This window comes from Streptomyces sp. NPDC058534 (genome assembly GCF_042717365.1).
Classification (GTDB): domain Bacteria; phylum Actinomycetota; class Actinomycetes; order Streptomycetales; family Streptomycetaceae; genus Streptomyces.
Genome location: NZ_JBHXNW010000002.1, coordinates 1 through 21,110 on the forward strand (window position 1 = coordinate 1; position 21,110 = coordinate 21,110).

The following is a 21,110-nucleotide window of genomic DNA, read 5'->3' on the forward strand; positions in this document are numbered from 1 at the left end:
TTGGGGCGGGCGGGCGGGGGGGGGCGCGGCGGCGCGCCCCCCGGGGGGGGGGGGGGCCACCACCCCGGGTCCCGCGCGCCCCGCCCCCCCCGTTGGGTGGTGGGGGGGGGGGCGCCCGCCCCGGCGGGGGCCCACCCCGGCGCGCCCCCGCGCCACACCTTCCACCTGACGGCCGGCCGCAGGCGAGCGGACGGCACCGCGCTGCGCGCCGACCCCGCGCCCCTGCTGGCCGCCGTCGTGGAGGACGTACGGAGGGGCACCCCCACGGCCGTCGTCGCGGCCCGGTTCCACCACGCCGTCGCCCGCCTGGTGCGCACGGTCTGCGCCGTGGCCCGTGAGGAGACCGGCCTGCGGACGGTGGCGCTGACCGGCGGAGTGTTCGCCAACACGGTGCTCTCCTCCGCCTGCGCCCGCGGCCTGCGCGCGGACGGCTTCACCGTGCTGCGCCATCGGGAGATCCCGCCGGGCGACGGCGGACTGGCACTCGGCCAGCTCGTCGTGGCCGCCCGCGCGGCAGCCATCAACCAGTGAGGAGACAGACATGTGCCTGGCGGTACCCGGCAGAGTGCTGGGCGTCGAGGACAGGGACGGCACCCGGATGGCCACCGTCGACTTCGGCGGCGTGGTCAAGGAGGTGTGCCTGGAGTACCTGCCCGACCTGAAGGTCGGCGAGTACACCATCGTCCATGTCGGCTTCGCCCTCCAACGGCTCGACGAGGAGTCGGCCCGCAGAACACTGGAGCTGTTCGAGAACCTCGGGATGCTCCAGGAGGAGTTCGGCGACCCGTGGGAGCAGGCCGAGCATGCCGCGCAGGCCGAGCAGGCGGGCCCGGCGGACGGCGGCGGCCTCGCCGAGGAGGTACGGCGGTGAAGTACATCGACGAGTTCCAGGACCCGGAGCTGGCGGCCCGCCTCCTCGACGACATCAGGGCCACGGTGACCAGGCCGTGGGCGCTGATGGAGGTGTGCGGCGGCCAGACGCACACCATCATCCGGCACGGCATCGACCAACTGCTCCCCGATGAGATCGAGTTGATCCACGGGCCGGGCTGTCCGGTGTGCGTCACCCCGCTGGAGGTCATCGACAAGGCCCTGGAGATCGCCTCCCGTCCCGGGGTCATCTTCTGCTCCTTCGGCGACATGCTCCGCGTGCCGGGCACCGGCCGTGACCTGTTCCAGGTCCGGAGCGCGGGCGGCGACGTCCGTGTGGTCTACTCCCCGCTCGACGCCCTGCGGATCGCCGAGGAGAACCCCGACCGGGAGGTCGTCTTCTTCGGCATCGGCTTCGAGACGACCGCCCCGCCCAACGCCATGACCGTCCATCAGGCCCGCAGGCGCGGCATCCGCAACTTCAGCCTGCTGGTCTCCCACGTGCGCGTCCCGCCCGCGATCGAGGCGGTCATGCGGTCGCCGGACTGCCGGGTGCAGGGCTTTCTGGCCGCAGGACACGTGTGCAGCGTGATGGGCACCGAGGAGTACCCGGCGCTCGCCGAACGGTTCAAGGTGCCCATCGTGGTGACCGGCTTCGAACCGCTCGACATCCTGGAAGGCGTACGCCGCACCGTGCGCCAGCTGGAACGGGGCGAGCACACGGTCGAGAACGCCTACCCGCGCGCGGTGCGGGCCGAGGGCAACCCGGCCGCGCTGGCGATGCTGGACGACGTCTTCGAGGTGACCGACCGCGCCTGGCGAGGCATCGGGACCATCCCGGACAGCGGCTGGCGGCTCTCCGACCGCTACCGGGACCACGACGCCGAACACCGTTTCCAGGTAGGCGACATCGCCACCCGTGAGCCCGCCGAGTGCCGCAGCGGAGAGGTCCTGCAGGGCCTCCTCAAACCCCACGAGTGCGAGGTCTTCGGCACGACCTGCACCCCCCGTACGCCACTCGGAGCCACCATGGTCTCCAGCGAGGGCGCCTGCGCGGCGTACTACCTGTACCGGCGGCTGGAACTGCCGGCCCGTCCGGCCGCCACGAGCCTGGAGGACAGCGCCGTTGTCTGACACCACCGCAGCACCGGACATGCTCTCCTGGACCTGCCCGGCGCCCCTGCGTGACGTGCCGCGCGTGGTGATGGGCCACGGCGGGGGCGGCGCCCTGTCCGCCGAGCTGATCGAGCAGGTCGTCCTCCCGGCGCTCGCCGGTCCCGCACCGGCGCCGCTGACCGACTCCGCCGTGGTCGAGCTGGGCGGGGCGCGACTCGCCTTCTCCACCGACACGTTCGTGGTCCGGCCGCTGTTCTTCCCCGGGGGCAGCATCGGCGACCTCGCCGTCAACGGCACGGTCAACGACCTCGCCATGAGCGGTGCCCGGGCCGCCTACCTCTCCTGCGGGCTGATCCTGGAGGAGGGCGTCCCGATCGACACCGTCGCCAAGGTGTCCGAGGCGCTCGGGGCCGCCGCCCGCGCGGCCGGGGTCCGGGTCGTTACGGGCGACACCAAGGTCGTGGAGGCAGGGCACGGCGACGGCGTCTACGTCAACACCTCCGGCATCGGCCTGGTCCCCGACGGCGTCGACCTGCGCCCGCAGCGGGTCGTGCCGGGCGATGTCGTGCTGGTCAGCGGCGCCATCGGGGTGCACGGTGTGGCCATCCTGAGCGAACGGGAGAACCTCCGGTTCGAGACGGACGTCGAGAGCGACTGCGCGGCGCTGGGCGGGCTCGTCGAGGCGATGCTGGCCGTCTGCCAAGACCTGCACGCGCTGCGCGACCCGACCCGCGGCGGCCTGGCCGCCTCGCTCAACGAGATCGCCGCGGCCTCCGGATGCGGGATCGCCGTCCAGGAGCGCGCGGTGCCGGTGCCGGCGCCCGTGGCCGGAGCCTGCGCCATGCTGGGCCTCGACCCGATGTACGTGGCGAACGAGGGCAAGCTCGTCGCCTTCGTCCCGCGGGACCACGCCGACGTGGTCCTCGCCGCGATGCGGGCCCATCCGCTGGGCGCCGAGGCGGCGGTGCTCGGCGAGGTGGTCGCGAACCACCCCGGCATGGTCGTCGCCCGGACCGGGCTCGGCGGCACACGGGTGGTGGACATGCCGCTCGGGGAGCAACTGCCGCGGATCTGCTGACCGGTCCCGGCGACGGGTCAGCCGGACCGGCCGCGTCTTCCGGGGCGGGTGTCCAGAGTCCAGGTGTGGGTGCAGCCCGGGCACTGGAGGTGGACGCGCGGTCCGTCGTTCGCTATGAGGTAGCGCCAGTGCGCGGGGCAGTTCTGCCGCGCGGCGCACGTCACGCAGTCGCGGGCGTCGTCGCAGCCGGGGCAGGGGACCCAGGCGCGGCGGGCCCGGTCGGCCTGCGGATCAATGGGAAGACGCATCGCCCCGGTCCGCTTCCGGCAGCACACCGGCCGCCACGAGCATCGCGTACGTCCGCTCCTGCTCCGCGTCCAGCCCGGAGTAGAGCAGGGCGTGCGCCTCCTGCTCCGAACGCAGCGCGGCGACGGGGTCCCAGTCGGGGCCGAGCGCCGCCACCACCTCGGCACGCCTGCGGGCCTCCTCCAGGGAGAGGTCGAGCACGAAGTCGGGCAGGTCACGTGGGGCAGGGCCGGCAGTCATGGAACGGGGCTTTCGCGGGGGAACGTACTGGTCCAGCCACTCCTACCAGAGCGTGAGGCCGTGGGGAAGGGTGATGTGACCGATGCCATTCACGGCGGGGCCCCGCGGCGCAGGGGGCGCTCCCCGCCGGCCGGGGCCCCGCCGCCGTGCCGCGGGGAGCAGGGTCAGCCCTGGGCGGCCGCGGCCCGCAGGGCGACGCGGTCCTCGCCCGCGTACACGTTCATGGAGCTGCCGCGCAGGAACCCGACCAGCGTCAGACCCGTCTCGGCGGCCAGGTCCACCGCGAGCGAGGACGGTGCCGACACCGCGGCCAGCACCGGGATGCCGGCCATCACGGCCTTCTGCGCCAGCTCGAAGGAGGCCCGGCCCGACACGAGCAGGACGGAGCGGGACAGCGGCAGGTCCCCGTTCTGCAGGGCGCGGCCGACCAGCTTGTCGACCGCGTTGTGCCGGCCCACGTCCTCCCGTACGTCGACCAGCTCCCCGTCCTCGGCGAACAGGGCCGCCGCGTGCAGTCCGCCGGTCCGGTCGAAGACCCGCTGGGACGCGCGCAGCCGGTCGGGCAGGTCCGCCAGCAGCTCCGGGGTGACCAGGACCGGGGGAGTGTCGGCGATGGGCCAGCGGGCCGTCGTACGCACCGCGTCCAGGCTCGCCTTGCCGCACAGTCCGCAGGACGAGGTCGTGTAGACGTTCCGCTCCAGGGTGATGTCGGGGATCCGCACGCCGGGGGAGGTCCGCACGTCGACCACGTTGTACGTGTTGGAGCCTCCCCCACGCTCGGCTGCGCTCGCGCGGGAGGTGCCCCCATCCGTCGCGCCGGCGCAGTACACGATGTTCTGGAGGTCGCTCCGCTCGGCGAGCACGCCCTCGCTGACCAGGAAACCGGCCGCCAGCGCGAAGTCGTCGCCGGGTGTGCGCATCGTGATCGCCAGCGGCTTGCCGTTCAGCCGGATCTCCAGCGGTTCCTCGGCGACGAGCGTGTCCGGGCGGGTGGAGACCGCACCGTCCCGTACGCGGATCACCTTGCGTCGTTCCGTGACTCGTCCCATGTCCGTGCCCCTTGCCGGTCAGTCCCGGTTCTGTACGTGCTGGTAGCCGAAGCGGCCCTTGATGCAGAGGTTGCCGTGGGTCACCGGGTTGTCGTGCGGCGAGGTGACCTTCACGATCTCATTGTCCTGCACGCGGAGCGTGAGATTGCAGCCCACTCCGCAGTAGGAGAGGGCGCCCGTGGGGCACACCTCGATGCAGTTGCCGCAGTAGACGCACGCCGAGTCGGTCAGCCGACCGTCGTGCTCGACCGAGATCCGGGCGTCGAAACCCCGGCCGGAGACGGAGATGGCGAAGCTGTTCCACCACTGGTCGCCGCAGGCGTCCACGCACTTGTAGCAGAGGATGCACTTGCCGTAGTCCCGCACGTACAGGTCCGGCGTCGGTGACCTCGTGGATGACGCCGGCGGGGCCGAGGGCGAAGGCGCGGCGCAGGGCGGTGTAGCCGCCGGCGGCGCGGTAGGCGTCCAGGGAGGTGGGGTCGGTGGTGCCGATGCGGTGGAGGAGGGTGAGAGCGGGGTCGCCGGTCTGCGGGACCGCGAGCGCGGGGGCGGTGACGGCGGTGGCGTAGCGGATTTCTCGCCCCCGCCGCCCCTTCCCGGTCCCGACCCCGGGGGCTGCCGCCCCCCGGACCCCCGCTGTCGGCCTGAACGGCCTCGTCCTCAAACGCCGGACGGGGTCGGCCGGGCCTACCTCGGCCGGGTCGTCGGTGGCGTGGGGGTGCGCGGTGTAGTCGCCGCGCGGGCTGCGCACCCGTACTCCGTACTGCCTCATGGCCGCCAGATGCGGTCCACGGGCGATGAGATGCACGTCGGCGCCCGCACGGTGGAGCGCGGCGCCGACGTAGGCGCCGATCGCCCCGGCGCCGAGGACTGCGACTTTCATGACGGGGAGCTCCGTTCGGTCGAGGGATACCGCGGAACTGCCGAACGAGATGTCGACGAAATAGTGTCTACAGTATGGAGGTTGGCCCAGCAAGGCTTTGTGCAGCACTAGTGGTTGTCTGCTCAACAGTCTTCTCAAGTGCTTTCCCGGTCCTTACGGTTGGGGACCCATGAGTCCCCCCGTCGCACCTCCGGGCTGGAGCCGCTGGCTCGTTCCCCCGGCAGCTCTCTCGGTCCACCTCTCCATCGGTCAGGCCTACGCCTGGTCCGTGTTCAAACCGCCGCTGGAATCCGCGCTCGGCCTCAGCGGCACCCAGAGCGCGCTGCCCTTCCAGCTCGGCATCGTCATGCTCGGTCTGTCGGCCGCGTTCGGCGGCACGCTCGTGGAACGGCACGGCCCGCGCTGGGCGATGACCGTCGCCCTGGTCTGCTTCTCGTCCGGCTTCCTGCTCTCCGCGCTCGGCGCGGCCGTGGAGCAGTACTGGCTGATCGTCCTCGGCTACGGCTTCGTCGGCGGGATCGGCCTCGGCATCGGCTACATCTCGCCCGTCTCGACGCTGATCAAGTGGTTCCCGGACCGGCCGGGCATGGCCACCGGCATCGCCATCATGGGCTTCGGCGGCGGCGCCCTCATCGCCTCGCCCTGGTCGGCGCAGATGCTGGAGTCCTTCGGCACCGACAGCTCGGGGATCGCGCTCGCCTTCCTCGTGCACGGACTGGCGTACGCCGTCTTCATGCTGCTCGGCGTGCTGCTCGTGCGGGTGCCGCGCCCCAAGGAGCGGGCGGACGGCAAACCGGTCGCCCTGGAGGGCGTGCAGGTCTCCGCCCGCGCCGCCCTGCGCACCCCGCAGTTCTGGCTGCTGTGGGTCGTGCTCTGCATGAACGTGACGGCCGGCATCGGCATCCTGGAGAAGGCCGCGCCGATGATCACGGACTTCTTCGCCGACACCTCCACACCGGTGTCGGTGACCGCCGCCGCGGGCTTCGTCGCCCTGCTGTCGGCGGCCAACATGGCGGGCCGGATCGGCTGGTCCTCGACCTCCGACCTGATCGGACGCAAGAACATCTACCGCGTCTACCTCGGCGTCGGCGCGGTGATGTACGCGCTGATCGCCCTGTTCGGCGACTCCTCCAAGCCGCTGTTCGTCCTGTGCGCCCTCGTCGTGCTGTCCTTCTACGGCGGCGGCTTCGCGACCATCCCCGCCTACCTGAAGGACCTCTTCGGCACCTACCAGGTCGGCGCGATCCACGGACGGCTGCTCACCGCCTGGTCCTTGGCCGGTGTGCTCGGCCCGCTGATCGTGAACTGGATCGCCGACCGGCAGGAGGAGGCCGGCCGGCACGGCGCCGACCTGTACGGCACCTCCTTCGTCATCATGATCGGGCTGCTGGTGGTCGGCCTCGTCGCCAACGAACTCGTCCGCCCCGTCCACGCCCGCCACCACCTGCCCGCCACCGAGGCACCGAAGGAGGCCGCCGATGTCCCCCGAGAGCAGCCAGAGTCCGCCTGACGTCCCCGACCGGCGGCCGCTGATCGCCTTCACCTGGCTCTGGGTGGGCGCACCGCTCGCCTACGGGCTGTACGAACTCGTCCGGAAGGCCACCCAGCTGTTCACCGGGTAGGGAGGAAAACGGGTAGGGAGGGAGACGGGTAGCGAGGAAGAGGGGACAGAGGGCGACGGGTGGCGCGCCGGCGCCGGGATGCTGACCGAAGCCGACAAGCCGCGCGCCCGTTTCCTGTCGTATCACCTGCCGTCGTACCCGTCGGTCACTGATCACACTGGTGGATCCCGTACCCGAGGCAGCGAGGACTCCACCCATGCACCAAGGCTCCCGGATCACCGCCGTAGGCCACTACCAGCCCGCCCGGGTCCTGACCAACGAGGACCTTGCGGGCATGGTCGACACCAGCGACGAGTGGATCAGGAGCCGGGCGGGAATCCGGACCCGGCGGATCGCCGGACCGGACGAGCCGGTCGACGAGCTGGCCGGCCACGCCGCCGCCAAGGCGCTCGCCTCGGCCGGCCTGACCCCCGCCGACGTGGACATGGTCGTGGTCGCCACCTCCACCGCGATCGACCGCTCCCCGAACACCGCCGCCCGCGTCGCGGCCCGCCTCGGCATGCCGGGCCCCGCCGCGCTGGACCTCAACGTCGTGTGCGCGGGCTTCACCCACGCCCTGGCCACCGCCGACCACGCCGTCCGGGCCGGTTCGTCGAGCAGGGCGCTGGTCATCGGCGCGGACAAGATGTCCGAGGTGACCGACTGGACCGACCGCACCACCTGTGTGCTGGTCGGCGACGGGGCGGGAGCCGCGGTCGTGGAGGCCTGCGCGCCGGGCGAGGAGCCCGGGATCGGCCCCGTACTGTGGGGATCGGTGCCCGAGATGGGCAACGCGGTCCGCATCGAGGGCACGCCCCCGAGGTTCGCCCAGGAGGGCCAGAGCGTCTACCGCTGGGCGACCACGCGGCTGCCCGCCATCGCCCGCCAGGCCTGCGAGCGCTCCGGCCTCGAACCCGCCGACCTCGCGGCGATCGTCCTGCACCAGGCCAACCTGCGCATCATCGAACCCCTCGCCGCGAAGATCGGCGCGACCCGCGCCGTGGTCGCCCGGGACGTCGTCGAGTCCGGCAACACCTCCGCGGCGAGCATCCCCCTCGCCCTCTCCAAGCTGGTCGAGCGCGGCGAGATCACCACCGGCGACCCGGTCCTGCTCTTCGGCTTCGGCGGCAACCTCTCCTACGCCGGACAGGTCGTCCGCTGCCCCTGAACGGCCCCTTGAACGGCCCCTTGAGCGGCCCCTTGAACGGCCCCGCCCACCCCCTGATGTGACGTGGCCTACACCCGCTCCGCGCCCGCCCAGCGCCGTAGACTGTAGACGAAAGACAATCAATACTTCCCGTACGGGTTGTGTGCCGGCTTTCGACGGGGGGACCGATGTTGTCCGCAGGACTGCCGCAGGGCGCGGTGCCCAAGCTCGAACGCCCCGGCCCGCTGCGCGACCGTGTCTACGATGCGCTGCTCGAACTCATCACCACCCGGGCCCTCCAGCCCGGCCAGCACCTCGTCGAGAGTGAACTCGCCGGCCACCTCGGAGTGTCGAGGCAGCCGGTGCGGGAGGCCCTGCAGCGGCTCAACACCGAGGGCTGGGTCGATCTGCGCCCGGCGCAGGGCGCGTTCGTGCACGAGCCGATTGAGGCCGAGGCGGACCAGCTCCTGACGGTGCGCACGCTCCTGGAGGCCGAGGCGGCCCGGCTCGCGGCGGCCCACACCGGCCGGGCGGGCGTGACCGCGCTGGAGGAGCTGTGCGACGAGGGCGAGCGGGCCGTCGCCGCCGACGACGTGGACGCCGCCGTCGTCCTCAACGCCCGCTTTCACGCGAAGATCATGGACCTGGCGAGCAACGCCGTCCTCGGTGAACTGGCCGCACAGGTCGACCGCCGGGTCCGCTGGTACTACACGCCGATCGCCCGGCAGCGCGGCCGGCAGTCATGGATCGAGCACCGCGGGCTGATCGCCGCCATCGCCGACCGGGACGAGCAGACGGCGACCCGGCTGATGCGCGAGCACACCGAACACACCCGGCGTTCGTACCACGCGCGCGGAGAATCCTGAGGTCAGAGCCTGTCCAGCAGCCGCCCGGCGGAAAGGCCGGGCGGCTTCGTCGTGTCCGCGTACGGCCGACGCCGCCCCCGTCTTTGTCCACTCAGTGGAGAAAGTTCGCAGTAATTCGTGCGCAACTTCTTCCCACACCCGGCGCCCACTGCTACGTTCCCTCCGAAAGCAGGCCACGGAACGTGGCCGGAAACCGGCAGACTCAAGGCCGATTGAGGCGGGAGGGGCTCGTGAGACGCATGACCGCACGACCCGCCAACACCCACCAGGCGCGACTGCTCCAGCTGTTGCGCGACGGCGGGCCCAACTCCCGTGCCCAGCTGGGCGACCAGGTCGACCTCTCCCGGTCCAAGCTGGCCGTGGAGGTGGACCGGCTGCTGGAGACGGGGCTGGTCGTGGCCGACGGACTCGCCGCCTCGCGCGGCGGGCGCCGCAGCCACAACGTCCGGCTCAACCCGGAACTGCGCTTCCTCGGCGTCGACATCGGCGCGACCTCGGTCGACGTCGCCGTCACCAACGCCGAGCTGGAGATCCTCGGGCACATCAACCAGCCCATGGACGTACGCGAGGGACCCGTCGCGGTCTTCGAGCAGGTGCTGTCCATGGCCGCCAAGCTGCGGGCCTCGGGACTCGCGGAGGGCTTCGACGGCGCCGGCATCGGCGTCCCGGGGCCGGTCCGCTTCCCCGAGGGTGTGCCGGTGGCTCCGCCGATCATGCCGGGCTGGGACGGCTTCCCCGTGCGGGAGGCGCTCAGCCAGGACCTCGGCTGCCCGGTCATGGTCGACAACGACGTCAACCTGATGGCGCTGGGGGAGCAGCACGCGGGCGTCGCCCGCACCGTGCACGACTTCCTCGTCGTCAAGATCGGAACCGGCATCGGCTGCGGCATCGTCGTCGGCGGTGACGTGTACCGGGGGACCACGGGCAGCGCGGGCGACATCGGGCACATCCAGGCCGTGCCCGACGGACGCCAGTGCGCCTGCGGCAACCGGGGGTGCCTGGAGGCCCACTTCAGCGGCGCGGCGCTGGCCCGCGACGCCATGGAGGCCGCCGAACAGGGCGGTTCGGCCGAACTCGCGAACCGGCTGGAGGCGAACGGCGTCCTCAGTGCCGCCGACGTCGCCGCCGCGGCCGCCGCGGGCGACGCCACCGCACTCGACCTGATCCGCGAGGGCGGCCGCAGCACCGGCCAGGTCATCGCGGGCCTGGTCAGCTTCTTCAACCCGGGCCTGGTGGTGATCGGCGGCGGGGTGACCGGCCTCGGCCACAACCTGCTCGCCGCGATCCGCACCCAGGTCTACCGCCAGTCGCTGCCGCTGGCGACCGGCAACCTCCCCATCGTCCTGGGGGAGTTGGGCCCCACCGCCGGAGTCATCGGCGCGGCCCGCCTGATCAGCGACCACCTGTTCTCACCCGCGTAGGCACCGTTCGGTACCTCAGCCACGCTCCACCAGCACAGCGCTCTGCCCTGCCCTGCCCTGCTCTGCCCCGCTCTGCCCTGACACCGGCCCGCATGCCCGCCGAGGGGACCTCACATGGCACCAGAACCACCGCTGCTCAGCATGTCCGGCATCACCAAGTCGTTCCCCGGAGTCCGGGCCCTGGACGGCGTCGACCTCGACGTCCAGGCCGGCGAGGTGCACTGCCTGCTCGGCCAGAACGGCGCCGGGAAGTCCACCCTCATCAAGGTGCTGGCCGGCGCCCACCAGCCCGACACCGGCACCATCCGCTGGCGCGGCGAGGACGTCACCCTGCGCTCGCCCATCGCGGCCATGCGTCTCGGCATCGCCACCATCTACCAGGAACTCGACCTGGTGGAACACCTGTCGGTGGCCGAGAACGTCCACCTCGGACACGAGCCGACCAGCGCCGGCTTCGTCGTGCGCGGAAAGACGGCGAAGACCTCGACGGCCCAGCTGCTGAAGCGGCTCGGGCACCCCGAGGTCGACCCGGGCCGGCTGGTCGGGGACCTCTCCGCGGCCCAGCAGCAGATCGTGTCCATGGCGCGGGCGCTCTCGCACGACGTACGGCTCATCGTGATGGACGAGCCGTCCGCCGCGCTCGACCCGGACGAGGTCGACAACCTCTTCCGCATCGTCGCCGACCTCACCGCGGACGGCGTCGCCGTCGTCTACATCTCGCACCGCCTGGAGGAGATCCGCCGCATCGGCGACCGGGTCACCGTCCTCAAGGACGGCCGGGCGGTGGCCGGCGGGCTGCCCGCCAAGGAGACGCCCACCCGCGACGTGGTGGCGCTGATGACGGGGCGCAACGTCGAGTACGTCTTCCCGGAGCGGCCCGTCGCCCCCGGCACCGGTGAGCCGGTGCTGAGCGTCCGGGGACTGACCCGGCACGGCGAGTTCGCCCCGCTCGACCTGGAGGTCCGCCCCGGCGAGATCGTCGGCCTCGCCGGACTCGTCGGCTCCGGCCGCTCCGAGATCCTGGAGACGGTCTACGGGGCCCGCAAGCCGAACGCCGGACAGGTCCTCGTCGACGGACGGCCGCTGCGGCCGGGCAGCGTGCGCGCCGCGGTGCGCGCCGGACTCGGACTCGCCCCCGAGGAGCGCAAGGCGCAGGCCCTGCTGATGCTGGAGTCCGTGACCCGCAACGTGTCGGTCTCCGCCATGTCCCGCTTCTCGCGCGGCGGCTGGATCGACCGCGGCGCCGAACTGAGCGCCGCCCGCGCCGCGACCCGCGAACTGTCGCTGCGGCCCGACAACCCCTCCGCGCCGGTGCGCACCCTCTCCGGCGGCAACCAGCAGAAGGCGGTACTCGCCCGCTGGCTGCTGCGCGGCTGCCGGGTCCTGCTGCTCGACGAACCCACCCGCGGCGTCGACGTGGGCGCCCGCGCGGAGCTGTACGCCGTCATCCGGCGCCTCGCCGATGAGGGCCTCGCCGTCCTGCTGGTCTCCAGCGAGGTCCCCGAGGTACTGGGCCTGGCCGACCGGGTGCTGGTACTGCGCGAGGGGAACGTCGTGCACGAGGCCCCCGCCCGCGAACTCGACGAACACCGCGTACTCGACCTCGTAATGGAAGGAAGCCCGGCGTCATGACGCAGCACGTGTCCCCGCCGCGGGACGGCACCGGCAAGGCGGCACCGGTGGACACCCGGCCCGCCTGGAAGAACCTGACGGCCGGCGCCGACGTCCGCACCCTCAGCCTGCTCGGCGTGCTCGCCGCACTGGTCCTCATCGGCGGCATCACCCAGCCCGAGGCGTTCCTCGACACCCGCAACCTCCAGCTGGTGCTCACCCAGGCGTCCGTCATCGGCGTCGTCACCGTCGGCATGACCTTCGTGATCATGTCCGGGGGCATCGACCTCTCGGTGGGCGCCATCGTCGCCCTGTCCTCGGTGTGGGCGACCACCGTCGCCACCCAGGAGTACGGCTTCGCCGGCATCCTGTTCACCGCGATCATCGTCGGAGTGGGCTGCGGCCTGGTCAACGGCGTGCTCGTCGCGTACGGGACGATGGTCCCGTTCATCGCCACCCTCGCCATGCTGGCCTCGGCGCGCGGCCTGGCACTGCAGATCACCGACGGGCGCACCCAGGTCGTCACGGTGCCGAGCGTCCTCGACCTCGCCGAGCGGGACTGGTACGTGCTGGGCATCCCGCCGCTGGTCCTGGTCTTCGCGGCCGTCACCGTCATCGGCTGGCTGGTGCTCAACCGGACCACCTTCGGCCGCCGCACCGTCGCCGTCGGCGGCAACCCGGAGGCCGCCCGGCTGGCCGGCATCGACGTCCGCCGCCAGCGCCTTTATCTCTACCTGCTGTCCGGGCTGTGCTGCGGCATCGCCGCCTTCCTGCTGATCTCCCTGGCCGGCTCCGGCCAGAACACCAACGGCAACCTCTACGAACTCGACGCCATCGCCGCCGCGATCATCGGCGGCACGCTGCTCAGCGGCGGACGCGGGACCATCGTCGGCTCCGTGCTCGGCGTCCTGATCTTCACCACGATCACGAACATCTTCGCCCTGAACAACCTGGAGACCGCCGTGCAGCAGATCGCCAAGGGCGCGATCATCGTCGCCGCCGTGCTGGTCCAGCGCCGTACCGCAAGCACGCATTGAGGAAAGGGTTCACCGTCATGACGAAGCTCACGAGTCGCAGAGGGCTGCTCTTCGGAGCCGCCGCCGTGTCCGCCGGTGCCGTCCTCACGGGGTGCACGAGCAACGACCCCGCCGACGGCGACGACAAGTCCGCCGCCAACGAGCAGCCGGCCGCCGACGACAAGCCGGGCAAGCCGGTCACCATCGGCTACGCCGGCCCGCAGGCCGACCACGGCTGGCTCAACGCCATCAACGACAACGCCAAGAAGCGCGCCGAGAAGTACTCCGAGGTCACCCTGGAGGTGACCGAGGGCTCCAACGACACCGCGCAGCAGATCGGCCAGATCGAGACCCTGATCAACAAGAAGGTCGACGTCCTGGTGGTGCTGCCGGCCGACGGCAAGGCGCTCACCCAGGTCGGCCTCAAGGCGATGCGCGCGGGCATCCCGGTCGTCAACCTCGACCGCATCTTCAACTCCCCGCAGGCCTACCGCTGCTGGGTCGGCGGCGACAACTACGGCATGGGCCTCAACGCCGCCCACTACATCGGCGAGAAGCTCAGGGACAAGCCGAACGCCAAGGTCATCGAGCTGGCCGGGCTGGACAACCTGGAGCTGACCAAGCAGCGCACCCAGGGCTTCGACGACGGCCTGAAGAACTACCCGAACATCAAGAAGGTGGCCCGCCAGGCCGCCGAGTTCACGGTCGAGTCGGGTCAGTCCAAGATGGCCCAGATGCTCCAGGCCCAGTCGCAGTTCGACGCCCTGTGGAACCACGACGACGACCAGGGCGTGGGCGCCCTGCGCGCCATCGAGCAGGCCGGACGCGACGACTTCATGATGGTCGGCGGCGCCGGCGCGCTCTCCGCCTTCCAGGCCATCAAGGCCGACAGCGGCGTACTCAAGGCGACCGTGCTCTACCCGCCGACCATGGCGGCCTCCGCGATCGACCTGGCCCGCGCCCTCGGCCAGGGCAAGGGCATCAGCGGCCTCGCCGAGTTCGAGATCCCCTCGACGGTCACCTGCTACTCGGCCGTCGTCGACAAGGAGAACGTCGACCAGTACATGTCCACGGGCTTCAAGTGACGGATTCCGCCCCGGCAGCGGCCTGACCAGCCGGCCGGGGCGGGTCCCACCCCCCACCGCGCCACCACGACGAGGAGGACATCCGTATGGGACAGCCGCAGCAGCCCGAGGGGACCGGGACCGACAGTGGGACCGGAACCGGGGCGACGGGGGCATCCGCGACCAGACCGCCCCTGCGCGTCGGCATGGTCGGCTACGCCTTCATGGGTGCCGCCCACTCCCAGGGCTGGCGCACCGCAGGCCGGGTCTTCGACCTGCCGCTGAACCCGGTGCTGGCCGCGATCTGCGGGCGGGACGCCGACGCCGTCCGCACGGCGGCCGACCGGCACGGCTGGGAGAGCACCGAGACGGACTGGCGGATCCTGGTCGAGCGGGACGACATCGACGTGGTCGACGTCTGCACCCCCGGCGACAGCCACGCCGAGATCGCGCTGGCCGCGCTGGCCGCCGGCAAGCACGTGCTGTGCGAGAAGCCGCTGGCCAACACCGTCGAAGAGGCGGAGGAGATGACGCGGGTCGCCGAGGAGGCGGGCGCGCGCGGCCAGTTGGCGATGGTCGGCTTCAACTACCGCCGGGTGCCCGCCACCGCGCTGGCCCGGCGGATGGTCGCCGAGGGCCGCGTCGGACGGCTGCGGCACGTGCGGGTGACCTACCTCCAGGACTGGCTGGTGGACCCCGAGGCCCCGCTCACCTGGCGGCTGCGCAAGGAACTGGCCGGGTCGGGGGCGCTCGGCGACCTCGGCGCCCACATCGTCGACCTCGCCCAGTACCTGACGGGGGAGCGGATCGCGGGCGTCTCCGCCCTCACCGAGACCTTCGTACGGCAGCGCCCGCTGCCCGCCGGCGCCGCCCGGGGCCTCACCGCGGGCTCGGCCGACGGCGTCACCGGCGAGGTCACCGTCGACGACGCGGCCGTGTTCACCGGCCGCCTCACCTCCGGCGCCCTGGTCTCCTTCGAGGCCACCCGGTACGCCACCGGCCGCAAGAACTCCCTGCGCATCGAACTCAACGGCGAGCGCGGTTCGCTCGCCTTCGACCTGGAACGGCTCAACGAGCTGTCGTACCACGACGGTACGGAGCCGGGAGAGCACGCCGGGTTCCGCCGCATCCTCGTCACCGAACCCGAGCACCCCTACCTGGACGCCTGGTGGCCGCCGGGCCACGGACTCGGCTACGAGCACACCTTCGTGCACCAGGCGCGCGACCTCGTCCACGCCGTCGCCGAGGGCCGCCGCCCCGAGCCCTCCTTCGCCGACGGGCTCCAGGTGCAGCGGGTGCTCGCGGCGGTGGAGGAGAGCGCCGAGAAGAACTCCGTCTACACCCCGATCGCTCCCTGAGGAGGCTGGCAGCGACATGCCGCGCAACTTCACTCTCTTCACCGGTCAGTGGGCGGACCTGCCCCTGGAGGAGGTCTGCCGCCTCGCCCGCGACTTCGGCTACGACGGCCTCGAACTCGCCTGCTGGGGCGACCACTTCGAGGTCGACAAGGCCCTCGCGGACCCGTCCTACGTGGAATCCCGGCACCAGCTGCTCGACAAGTACGGACTCAAGTGCTGGGCGATCTCCAACCACCTGGTCGGCCAGGCGGTCTGCGACGCCATCATCGACGAACGCCACGAGGCCATCCTGCCCGCCCGCATCTGGGGCGACGGGGACGCCGAGGGTGTGCGGCAGCGCGCCGCCGCCGAGATCAAGGACACGGCGCGGGCCGCCGCCCGCCTCGGCGTCGACACCGTCATCGGCTTCACCGGCTCGGCCATCTGGCACCTGGTCGCCATGTTCCCGCCGGTCCCCGAGCCGATGATCGAGCGCGGCTACCAGGACTTCGCGGACCGCTGGAACCCGATCCTCGACGTCTTCGACGCGGAGGGCGTGCGGTTCGCGCACGAGGTGCACCCCAGCGAGATCGCCTACGACTACTGGACCACGCAGCGCGCCCTGGAGGCGGTCGGCCACCGGCCCGCCTTCGGGCTGAACTTCGACCCCTCGCACTTCGTCTGGCAGGACCTCGACCCGGTCGGCTTCCTGTGGGACTTCCGCGACCGCATCTACCACGTCGACTGCAAGGAGGCCCGCAAACGCCTCGACGGCCGCAACGGCCGCCTCGGCTCCCACCTGCCCTGGGGCGACCCGCGGCGCGGCTGGGACTTCGTCTCGGCCGGACACGGCGACGTCCCCTGGGAGGACGTCTTCCGCATGCTCCGCTCCATCGACTACCAGGGGCCCGTCTCCGTCGAGTGGGAGGACGCCGGCATGGACCGGCTCCAGGGCGCCCCCGAAGCCCTCACCCGCCTCAAGGCCTTCGACTTCGAGCCGCCCAGCGCGTCCTTCGACGCCGCGTTCAACAGCTGACCCGCACTTCCGGCCACCGGCCGGGACGGGGGCCGGTGCCACCACCGGTCCCCGGTCCGGCCTGCCCGGATCCCGCTTTGTCCTGAGTTGGGAAAAAGTTCAAACAAGTCCCGGCCCAAGGGGTGTTGGCCCCGGACGAACGCGGTTACCGTCCCTGAAGTGTTCAGGACACCCACGCCTCCGGGGTGACGGCGCACCCCGGCGCCCGCATCGACAGGTCATCGCACCCGTTCCGTACGGCCCACCCGTTCCCGGAGGGACTTCGTGCACAGAAGCAGACTCAAGAGCGCCAGGACCACGAGGCGTCCCAGGCTCCGCACCACCCTCGCCCTCTTCACCGGCCTGATGCTGGCCGTGGGCACCCCGGCGACCGTCGCCGGCGCCCACCCCGGCCACCCGGAGCACGACGAACCGGCGGCCGCCGAGGGACAGTTCCAGCAGGTACCGCTCGCCAAGGGCGAGCCCGAGATGGGCGAGCCGATGTCGCTCGCCGTGCTCCCGGACCGCAGCGTCCTGCACACCTCGCGCGACGGCACGCTGCGCCTCACCGACCAGGGCGGCGTCACCAAGGTCGCCGGCAAGCTCGACGTCTACAGCCACGACGAGGAGGGCCTCCAGGGCGTCGGTATCGACCCGGACTTCGAGAACAACCGGGCCATCTACCTCTACTACGCCCCGCCGCTCGACACCCCCGCGGGCGACGCCCCGGAGACCGGCACCGCCGCGGACTTCGCGAAGTTCGACGGCGTCAACCGCCTCTCCCGCTTCGTCCTCCAGCCCGACGGCACCCTCGACAAGGCCAGCGAGAAGAAGGTCCTGGACGTCGCGGCCTCCCGCGGCACCTGCTGCCACGTCGGCGGCGACATCGACTTCGACGCCGAGGGCAACCTCTACCTGTCCACCGGTGACGACACCAACCCCTTCGCCTCCGACGGCTTCACGCCGATCGACGAGCGGGCGGACCGCAACCCGGCCTTCGACGCCCGCCGCAGCGCCGGCAACACCAACGACCTGCGCGGCAAGATCCTGCGGATCAAGGTCGCCGAGGACGGCTCGTACACCGTCCCGGAGGGCAACCTCTTCGCCCCGGGCACCGAGAAGACCCGCCCCGAGATCTACGCGATGGGCTTCCGCAACCCGTTCCGGCTGAACATCGACGAGAAGACCGGAACGGTCTACGTCGGCGACTACGGCCCCGACGCCGGCGCCGCCGACCCGAACCGCGGACCGGCCGGACAGGTCGAGTTCGCCAAGGTCACCAAGGCCGCCAACTTCGGCTGGCCGTTCTGCACGGGCAACAACGACGCGTACAACGACTACGACTTCGCCACCGGTGCCTCCGGTGACAAGTTCGACTGCGCCGCGCCCAAGAACACGTCCCGGCACAACACCGGACTCACCGACCTGCCGCCCGCGCAGGCCGCCTGGATCCCGTACGACGGCGCGTCCGTGCCCGAGTTCGGCACCGGCTCCGAGTCCCCGATGGGCGGCCCGGTCTACCGCTACGACCCCGACCTCGAGTCCAGCGTGAAGTTCCCCGAGGAGTACGACGGCGACTTCTTCGCGGGTGAGTTCGGCCGCCGGTGGATCAAGCGGATCGAGCAGAATGCCGACGGCACGGTCGCGAAGATCAACGACTTCCCGTGGACCGGCACCCAGATCATGGACATGGAGTTCGGCCCCGACGGCGCGCTCTACGTCCTCGACTACGGCCTCTCCTGGTTCCAGGGCGACGAGAACTCCGGGCTCTACCGGATCGAGAACGCCGCGGACGGCTTCTCCCCGATCGCCGAGGTGAGCGCCGACAAGACGTCCGGCGCCGCCGGCCTGAAGGTCAAGTTCAACGCGACCGCCAAGGACGCCGACTCCCCGGACCTCACCTACGGCTGGGACTTCGGCGACGGCACCAAGGGCGAGGGCCTGACCCCCACCCACACGTACAAGAAGGTCGGCACCTACACCGCGACCTTCACCGCCAAGGACCCCGAGGGCAACACCGGCAACGCCAGCGTCCGGATCGTGGTCGGCAACACCGAACCCAAGGTGACCATCGAGACCCCGGGCAACGGCACCCTGCTCCCCATGGGCGAGCCCATCCCCTTCAAGGTGAAGGTCACCGACCCCGAGGAGACCATCGACTGCTCCAAGGTCAAGGTCGCCTACAGCCTCGGCCACGACTCCCACGCCCACGAGCTGACCAGCGAGATGGGCTGTGAGGGCACCCTCAAGCCGCCGCCCGGCGACGGCGGTCACGACCCCAACGCCAACATCTACGGCGTCGTCGGCGCCAGCTACACCGACGGCGGGGCGAACGGCCAGGAGGCCCTGACCGGCACCGCCCGCACCGTGATCCAGCCCCCGCACCGCCAGGCCGAGCACTTCGCCGACCAGTCGGGCGTCTCGGTCATCGACAAGACCGGGGCCAACGGCGGCAAGACCGTCGGCAACATCGACGACGGCGACTGGATCTCCTTCAGCCCCTACAAGCTCGACGGCCAGAAGAAGCTGACCGTACGGGCCTCCTCCGGCGGCGCCGGCGGCCACATCGAGGTGCGCACGGGCTCGCCGACCGGCAAGCTGCACGGCTCCGCGTACATCCCGCCGACCGGCAGCTGGGAGACCTTCCAGAACGTCGACGTACCGCTGCGTTCCCTGCCCAGGAAGACCACGGACATCTACCTGGTCTTCAAGGGCGGCGAGGGCGCGCTGTACGACGTCGACGACTTCGAGTTCTCCAAGGAGCCGTTCAAGGCCGGCAAGAAGGTCCTGGTCTTCTCCAGGACGGCCGGCTTCCGGCACGACTCCATCCCGGAGGGCATCGCCGCGCTGAAGGAGATCGGCGCCCCCGGCGGCATCTCCGTCACCGCGACCGAGGAGGCCGGACAGTTCACCACCGCCAACCTTGCCAAGTACGACGCGGTCGCCTTCCTGTCCACCACCGGTGACGTCCTCAACGCCGACCAGCAGACGGCGTTCGAGAACTACGTCAAGAACGGCGGCGGCTACATGGGCATCCACGCCGCCGCCGACACGGAGTACGACTGGGAGTTCTACGGCGGCCTCGTCGGCGCCTACTTCGACTCGCACCCGGCCATCCAGAAGGCCACCGTCCGCGTCGAGGACCACGACCACCCGTCCACCGCGCACCTGGACGACGCCTGGGAGCGCACCGACGAGTGGTACAACTACCGCACCAACCCGCGTGACCAGGCCAAGGTCCTCGCCACCCTCGACGAGACCACCTACGACGGCGGGAACATGAAGGGCGACCACCCGATCGCCTGGTGCCAGAGCTACGGCGGCGGCCGCTCCTTCTACACCGGCGGCGGTCACACCAAGGAGTCCTACGCGGACGAGGCCTTCCGCGGTCATCTGCTCGGCGGTATGCAGTACGCCACCGGCCAGGTCAAGGCGGACTGCAAGCCGAGCAAGGGCTACCGGGACATCTTCAACGGCCAGACCCTGGAAGGCTGGAAGCAGGCCGGCCCCGGCAAGTTCGACGTCAAGGACGGCACGCTGGAGTCCAACGGCGGCATGGGTCTGCTCTGGTACCAGGCCAAGGAGCTGAAGTCGTACTCCCTCAAGCTCGACTGGAAGATGCAGGGCGACGACAACTCCGGGATCTTCGTGGGCTTCCCCGCCTCCGACGACCCCTGGTCCGCGGTGAACAAGGGCTACGAGATCCAGATCGACGCCTCGGACGCGCCCGACCGCACCACGGGCTCCGTCTACTCGTTCAAGTCGGCCAACATCAAGGCCCGTGACCAGGTTCTGCGGCCGCCCGGCCAGTGGAACTCCTACGAGATCAAGGTCCGCGGCGAACGCCTCCAGGTGTTCCTCAACGGAGTCAAGATCAACGACTTCACCAACAAGGACCCCGAGCGGAGCCTGACCGACGGGCACATCGGCCTCCAGAACCACGGCGCCGACGACCAGGTCTCCTTCCGCGACATCCAGCTCAGGGAACTGCCCTCCTAAGGGCGATCAGACGGCGGCGGGCGGAGGACGCCGGACCTCCGCCCGCCGTCCCGCCGGGCCCCGCGCCCGGCCCCCGCTTCCGGCGCTCACATCCGGTTCGCGTACGACAAGGAGGCTGCCCATGTCCGCCGAACCGTTCCTGCCCACCCCCTCCACGGCACCGCGTTTCGGCGTCTGGCTCATCGGGGCACGCGGCTCCGTGGCCACCACCGCGATCGCGGGCTGCGCCGCCGTCGCCGCCGGGCTCCACCCGGCGACCGGCATGGTCACCGAGACCGCGCCCTTCACCTCGTGCGGTCTGCCATCGTTGTCGTCGCTCGTCTTCGGCGGTCACGACACCCTCGACTGCCCGCTGCCCAAACGCGCCGAGCACCTCGCCGCCGGCGGTGTGCTGCCGCACGGGCTGCCGTCCGCCGTGCACGCCGAACTCGTCGCCGCCGACCGGGAGATCCGGCCCGGCGGCCCCCCCCCCCGCGACACCGGCGGCGGGCCCCCCCCCCGCCCCGACGAAAATATCGACCGGTTTGCCGCCGCCAACCCCGACGTCGTGC

General features: G+C 71.5%; 18 protein-coding genes and 3 pseudogenes. 16 read left to right on the forward strand and 5 right to left on the reverse strand.

What is annotated here, in order from left to right:
• From ACFWR9_RS01080 to hypE, 4 genes and pseudogenes are all read left to right on the forward strand, one after another.
• Positions 1-531, forward strand: a pseudogene (locus tag ACFWR9_RS01080) (hypothetical protein); the annotation flags it as partial.
• A gap of 10 nt (positions 532-541) precedes the next feature.
• Positions 542-871, forward strand: a complete 330-nt coding sequence (locus ACFWR9_RS01085) for a HypC/HybG/HupF family hydrogenase formation chaperone (RefSeq protein WP_383833548.1) — start codon at positions 542-544, stop codon at positions 869-871.
• Positions 868-2,004 carry a hydrogenase formation protein HypD gene (hypD, locus tag ACFWR9_RS01090; protein ID WP_383833551.1) on the forward strand — a complete coding sequence of 379 codons (1,137 nt, stop codon included), beginning with the start codon at positions 868-870 and terminating at the stop codon, positions 2,002-2,004. Before ACFWR9_RS01085 ends, hypD begins: the two co-directional genes overlap by 4 nt.
• A complete protein-coding gene (gene hypE / locus ACFWR9_RS01095; RefSeq protein WP_383833553.1) occupies positions 1,997-3,064 on the forward strand; it encodes a hydrogenase expression/formation protein HypE in 1,068 nt (355 codons plus the stop codon). Before hypD ends, hypE begins: the two co-directional genes overlap by 8 nt.
• A gap of 17 nt (positions 3,065-3,081) precedes the next feature.
• Here the strand turns inward: hypE and ACFWR9_RS01100 are convergent, their stop codons facing one another.
• From ACFWR9_RS01100 to ACFWR9_RS01120, 5 genes and pseudogenes are all read right to left on the reverse strand, one after another.
• Positions 3,082-3,312, reverse strand: coding sequence for a hypothetical protein (locus ACFWR9_RS01100; protein ID WP_383833556.1), 231 nt, complete (start codon positions 3,310-3,312; stop codon positions 3,082-3,084).
• Positions 3,296-3,550: a DUF6400 family protein gene (locus ACFWR9_RS01105; RefSeq protein ID WP_383833559.1), complete on the reverse strand. Its 255-nt coding sequence runs from the start codon at positions 3,548-3,550 to the stop codon at positions 3,296-3,298. Before ACFWR9_RS01105 ends, ACFWR9_RS01100 begins: the two co-directional genes overlap by 17 nt.
• 164 nt (positions 3,551-3,714) lie before the next feature.
• Positions 3,715-4,599 carry a formate dehydrogenase accessory sulfurtransferase FdhD gene (gene fdhD / locus ACFWR9_RS01110; protein WP_383833562.1) on the reverse strand — a complete coding sequence of 295 codons (885 nt, stop codon included), beginning with the start codon at positions 4,597-4,599 and terminating at the stop codon, positions 3,715-3,717.
• An 18-nt stretch (positions 4,600-4,617) separates the two neighbouring features.
• A pseudogene (locus tag ACFWR9_RS01115) lies at positions 4,618-5,112 on the reverse strand (4Fe-4S binding protein); the annotation flags it as partial.
• A gap of 157 nt (positions 5,113-5,269) precedes the next feature.
• A pseudogene (locus ACFWR9_RS01120) lies at positions 5,270-5,482 on the reverse strand (ketopantoate reductase family protein); the annotation flags it as partial.
• 169 nt (positions 5,483-5,651) lie between these two features.
• Between ACFWR9_RS01120 and ACFWR9_RS01125 the strand changes: the two are divergent.
• The 12 genes from ACFWR9_RS01125 to ACFWR9_RS01180 form a co-directional block, all read left to right on the forward strand.
• Positions 5,652-6,992 carry an OFA family MFS transporter gene (locus ACFWR9_RS01125; RefSeq protein ID WP_383833564.1) on the forward strand — a complete coding sequence of 447 codons (1,341 nt, stop codon included), beginning with the start codon at positions 5,652-5,654 and terminating at the stop codon, positions 6,990-6,992.
• Positions 6,961-7,104 (forward strand): hypothetical protein, encoded by a 144-nt coding sequence (locus ACFWR9_RS01130; protein WP_163016127.1) that lies wholly within the window; start codon positions 6,961-6,963, stop codon positions 7,102-7,104. The genes ACFWR9_RS01125 and ACFWR9_RS01130 overlap by 32 nt, the downstream gene beginning before the upstream one ends.
• A 196-nt stretch (positions 7,105-7,300) precedes the next feature.
• Positions 7,301-8,251, forward strand: coding sequence for a beta-ketoacyl-ACP synthase III (locus ACFWR9_RS01135; protein ID WP_383833568.1), 951 nt, complete (start codon positions 7,301-7,303; stop codon positions 8,249-8,251).
• Between the two features lie 167 nt (positions 8,252-8,418).
• On the forward strand, positions 8,419-9,096 hold the full coding sequence (locus ACFWR9_RS01140) for a GntR family transcriptional regulator (RefSeq protein WP_383833571.1): 678 nt from the start codon (positions 8,419-8,421) through the stop codon (positions 9,094-9,096).
• 239 nt (positions 9,097-9,335) lie between these two features.
• Positions 9,336-10,517 (forward strand): ROK family transcriptional regulator, encoded by a 1,182-nt coding sequence (locus ACFWR9_RS01145; protein WP_234956977.1) that lies wholly within the window; start codon positions 9,336-9,338, stop codon positions 10,515-10,517.
• Between the two features lie 114 nt (positions 10,518-10,631).
• A complete protein-coding gene (locus ACFWR9_RS01150) occupies positions 10,632-12,149 on the forward strand; it encodes a sugar ABC transporter ATP-binding protein (RefSeq protein ID WP_383833574.1) in 1,518 nt (505 codons plus the stop codon).
• A complete protein-coding gene (locus ACFWR9_RS01155) occupies positions 12,146-13,165 on the forward strand; it encodes an ABC transporter permease (RefSeq protein WP_383833577.1) in 1,020 nt (339 codons plus the stop codon). The genes ACFWR9_RS01150 and ACFWR9_RS01155 overlap by 4 nt, the downstream gene beginning before the upstream one ends.
• A gap of 17 nt (positions 13,166-13,182) precedes the next feature.
• Positions 13,183-14,229, forward strand: a complete 1,047-nt coding sequence (locus tag ACFWR9_RS01160; RefSeq protein WP_383833580.1) for a substrate-binding domain-containing protein — start codon at positions 13,183-13,185, stop codon at positions 14,227-14,229.
• 86 nt (positions 14,230-14,315) lie between these two features.
• Positions 14,316-15,566 (forward strand): Gfo/Idh/MocA family protein, encoded by a 1,251-nt coding sequence (locus ACFWR9_RS01165; protein ID WP_383833583.1) that lies wholly within the window; start codon positions 14,316-14,318, stop codon positions 15,564-15,566.
• 16 nt (positions 15,567-15,582) lie between these two features.
• A complete protein-coding gene (locus ACFWR9_RS01170; RefSeq protein ID WP_383833586.1) occupies positions 15,583-16,581 on the forward strand; it encodes a sugar phosphate isomerase/epimerase family protein in 999 nt (332 codons plus the stop codon).
• 264 nt (positions 16,582-16,845) lie between these two features.
• Positions 16,846-20,559 carry a ThuA domain-containing protein gene (locus ACFWR9_RS01175; RefSeq protein ID WP_383833589.1) on the forward strand — a complete coding sequence of 1,238 codons (3,714 nt, stop codon included), beginning with the start codon at positions 16,846-16,848 and terminating at the stop codon, positions 20,557-20,559.
• A gap of 121 nt (positions 20,560-20,680) precedes the next feature.
• On the forward strand, positions 20,681-21,110 hold a 430-nt coding region (locus tag ACFWR9_RS01180; RefSeq protein ID WP_383833592.1), incomplete at its 3' end, for an inositol-3-phosphate synthase.